This window comes from Microcystis sp. M53603_WE2, from assembly GCF_030065435.1.
Genome location: NZ_JASJFF010001158.1, coordinates 1 through 3,370 on the forward strand (window position 1 = coordinate 1; position 3,370 = coordinate 3,370).

A 3,370-nucleotide genomic window follows, 5' to 3' on the forward strand; every position below is an offset into this window, starting at 1 on the left:
AAGCTTAAATCTTGACTAAGATTAAGGTTTAGTAATAATCAGGTTAAGATAATTAAGTTTCCCTTAATAATGGCAAGTGAAGACAGGGTAAAGTTTGAGAGATATTTATCTGTTTTTGCGCCCTTAATAATTCATCTAGGAAAACCCGTTCTTGCTAAAATAACTCCAATTTTAAGCGCAATCATCCCCCCAAGAACACTGCCCAACCAGTAAATTAAACCGAAAGTTAAGTTTCCCTGCTCTAAAAACTTGTTGACCTCCAAACTATAGGTGGAAAAAGTTGTATAGGAACCACAAAAACCCGTGGCAATCATCAATCCTAATTCTGGGGCAATTATACGAATATTTTCCTTAACCATAGTAAAGATATAGGCAATAATTAAACAGCCAGAAACATTGACAAAAAATGTCGCCCAAAATCCCCATTCTTGACCAAAGATACTGTCAATTAATTCCGCAATATAAAAACGACTTAAAGCCCCAAAAATAGCCCCAATCGCCACGAATAAACCATAACGACCCCTGAAAAAATTCATGCTGTCTCTCCTGCCCTTCAATAGTAAATAAATTGGAGAATTAAGTAGCTGGTTATAATTAAATTTAAAATGGATTTTAGGTTCGATCCCCCCTTAATCCCCCCTTGATAAGGGGGGCATCTGATAGTTTTTAACGCCTACCTACTTAACCTAGAAAAAATTGGGCAATAGCTGCCCCGATTCTCACGGCAATCAATCCGAAAATTATACTAGCAACGGCAAAAAAAAGACTGAGAAAATTTTGCTGATTGCGCCAGAGGATCAGGATATCTAAACTATAGGTAGAAAAGGTGGTATAAGCTCCTAAAAATCCCGTTCTCACCATTAAATCTAGTTGGTGGGAATAAAAGGGAACACTGGGTAAAATAGCCCAAAAAAAGCCGATAGCTAGACAGCCAGTTAAATTAATAATAAAGGTTCCAGATGGAAAGTGCAAGCCGAATTTCGCTTTTGTCCATTCGGTAATATGATAACGAGATAACGCCCCTGGAACCGCTCCTGCTACAATTGCGAAAACATCGTTCAAATCTGACATTGTTTCTAATTTTTTTGCTATCTTTGCCTAGGCTCTATGATAATTGATGCGGTTATCGATCGCATGGCCGATATTTTCAGGAGTGTTATTGTCAAGGACAAGCTGACATTCAGGATAAACGTATGAAAATTCAACCGCGTAAACGTTTTGGACAACATTGGTTAAAAGATGAATCGATACTCGATCGCATCATCAGCGCTGCTGATTTACAATCAGAGGATCGGGTATTAGAAATCGGACCGGGTACAGGCATTTTAACCCGTCGTCTTCTCGATGGCGCTCAATTGGTTGTCGCTGTAGAAATCGATCGATATCTATGGACAATTTTAAATAAAAAATTTGGCCAACAAGATAACTTTCATCTCATCCCAGGCGACTTTCTTACCCTTAAACCCGAGCAACTGCCGCCAGTTAATAAAGTAGTGGCTAATATTCCCTATAATATCACCGGTCCGATCCTGGAAAAGCTGCTCGGTTCGATCGCCCATCCCTTCACCCCCCCTTACCAGAGTATTACCCTCTTGGTCCAGAAAGAAGTCGCCGAAAGATTAGTCGCTGTCCCCTCCACCAAAGCTTACAGCGCTCTCAGCGTCCGCATTCAATACCTTGCCGATTGTCGATGGATTTGTGATGTCCCCCGGCGAGCCTTTTCCCCACCTCCCCGGGTGGATTCGGCGGTAATTCAGCTTTTACCCCGTGTTTTCCCGAAAAATGTCGGTAATGCGGCCTTTTTGTCCACTTTAATTAGCTGGGGTTTTGCCAACCGGCGCAAAATGTTACGCAATAATCTAAAAAATTGTCTAGATAGCGATCGATTAAGCCAAATCCTGACACAATTAGAGATTAATCCCCTCGCTCGCGCCGAAGATCTCAGTTTATCGCAATGGATTGACTTGGCGGAAAAATTAGGTCAATTGCCAAAATTTTAGATTTTTTTTCTTGACAAATGCACAGTTATACCCTTCTAGCCCCCGCTAAAATTAATTTATATCTAGAAATCGTTGGCGATCGCCCTGATGGTTTCCACGAGTTAGTCATGGTGATGCAGACGGTGGCATTATGCGATCGCATCACTCTCCGGCCGAACGGATTGCAGGAATTCCGCCTCTTTTGCTCTCATCCCCTCGTCCCCCAAGATAGCAGTAATCTCGCCCATCGCGCCGCCACTTTGATGGCGAAGGAATTCCCCCGCCTCTTTGCCAATTACGGCGGCATCGATATCACCATCGAGAAACATATTCCCGTGGCTGCCGGTTTAGCGGGGGGGTCCACCAACGCGGCGGCGGTGTTAGTCGGCATCGATTTAATCTGGGAATTAGGCTTAACCCATCCGGAATTAGAAACTTTAGCGGCAAGATTGGGATCCGATACTTCCTTTTGTGTGACAGGAGGAACGGTTATCTGTACGGGAAGGGGAGAAATTCTCGATCCGATCGCTCCTCTAACCGGATTATGGGTGATTTTAGCTAAATACGATCATTTATCCGTTTCTACACCCTGGGCCTACCAAAGCTATCGACAAAAATTTCAGGATACCTATCTGTCTTCTCCAGAGGACTTTCATCACCGCCGTCAGCAGGTGAGTTCCGGGGCTTTGGTACAAGCGATCGCCCATAAACAACCGGCCGCTATCGGCAAATTTATCCACAATGACCTCGAAAAGGTGGTTTTACCCGAATTTACCCTCGTAGCCGAGTTAAGACAGGTTCTGGGCGATTTAGGCGGCTTGGGAACGATGATGTCAGGCTCTGGCCCAACGGTTTTTACTCTCTGTTCATCTCAGGAAGTGGCGGAAACTATTGTTAAAGAGGCCCGGGAAATTCTCGTCGCTCCCGATCTACAATTTTGGATAGCCCCAATCACCGATACAGGCATTCAAGTGACTTGAGAAAATTAAAATTGACCGCCTTTACCAAGATAACCAAACTCGCGGAATAATTGCCTCTCGATCGCTCATTTCTCGCCTTAAAATTTGCCAAACCTGCTGAAACCATTGTCGCACTTCACCGCTAGAATTACCCCGATAACGACATAAAAGACCATCTCCTAAAGTGCTAGTAACTCCCATCTCTCCTTCTAGGGAAAAATCTCTCACTTTCTCAATCAAATTTCTGCCCACCGGTTGACCGATATAAACTAAAGTACCGATCAGGGCGCTATCATTTAAACCAGAAAATCCCTCGATCATTTTACCACCTAACAGGCAGGATCGATCGAGCCATAAAGGTTGTCCAGATCGCCAAATTTCCCAATTAGAATGCCATTCTCCCGCTAAAAATTTCTCCCCTCGCGCACTGCG

5 protein-coding genes are annotated in these 3,370 nt (G+C 43.8%); 2 read left to right on the plus strand and 3 right to left on the minus strand.

Features of this window, described 5'->3' with window-relative positions:
• Positions 1–131: 131 nt before the first annotated feature.
• Positions 132–536: a fluoride efflux transporter CrcB gene (gene crcB, locus PX481_RS24385; RefSeq protein WP_288096499.1), complete on the minus strand. Its 405-nt coding sequence runs from the start codon at positions 534–536 to the stop codon at positions 132–134.
• Between the two features lie 145 nt (positions 537–681).
• Positions 682–1,071, minus strand: coding sequence for a fluoride efflux transporter CrcB (gene crcB, locus PX481_RS24390; RefSeq protein ID WP_002759101.1), 390 nt, complete (start codon positions 1,069–1,071; stop codon positions 682–684).
• Between the two features lie 122 nt (positions 1,072–1,193).
• Between crcB (PX481_RS24390) and rsmA the strand changes: the two genes are divergently transcribed.
• Positions 1,194–2,000, plus strand: a complete 807-nt coding sequence (gene rsmA, locus PX481_RS24395; protein ID WP_002759099.1) for a 16S rRNA (adenine(1518)-N(6)/adenine(1519)-N(6))-dimethyltransferase RsmA — start codon at positions 1,194–1,196, stop codon at positions 1,998–2,000.
• A gap of 17 nt (positions 2,001–2,017) precedes the next feature.
• Positions 2,018–2,959, plus strand: coding sequence for a 4-(cytidine 5'-diphospho)-2-C-methyl-D-erythritol kinase (gene ispE, locus PX481_RS24400; RefSeq protein ID WP_288096503.1), 942 nt, complete (start codon positions 2,018–2,020; stop codon positions 2,957–2,959).
• 21 nt (positions 2,960–2,980) lie between these two features.
• Here ispE and PX481_RS24405 read toward each other — a convergent pair.
• The coding region (locus PX481_RS24405; RefSeq protein WP_288096506.1) for an urease accessory protein UreD at positions 2,981–3,370 on the minus strand (390 nt) is incomplete at its 5' end.